At 40.9% G+C, this 291-nt stretch carries 1 protein-coding gene; it reads right to left on the bottom strand.

All coding sequences use genetic code 11. From position 1 onward, the window contains the following. Nucleotides 1-52: 52 nt before the first annotated feature. Nucleotides 53-291, bottom strand: a 239-nt coding sequence (locus O4H47_RS17870; RefSeq protein WP_269395381.1) for a hypothetical protein, incomplete at its 5' end; no start/stop codon positions are given.

Here is a 291-nt window from a genome sequence, read left to right as displayed (position 1 = left end):
CGCAACGCATAGTGAAAATGCCACGCGTTTCGAATCACTCTTAAACAGTTTGTTAGGAAGCTTGCCCTTTAATCCAATGAATAAACCAATATGACGTTTCATTTGGTCGCAGCAATTGAAGAGCTCTTGCGTCCGCTCTACCGATACCTTCGTCATATAGTAAACCTTTAGAAACTAAATCTGCTAGATACATTTTAATCGCTGACACTTCAATATCAGGGAGTTTACTTAACGTCTGCGATGAGGTGGCATCAATAAAACTTACTCGTTTAGTCGTCCCCACTTCATGAG

The organism is Maritalea porphyrae (assembly GCF_027213965.1).
In the GTDB taxonomy this organism is placed as follows: Bacteria; Pseudomonadota; Alphaproteobacteria; order Rhizobiales; family Devosiaceae; genus Maritalea; species Maritalea porphyrae_A.
Note: the sequence above shows the minus strand (reverse complement) of the source record. Positions and strands in the feature narration are given on the sequence as shown.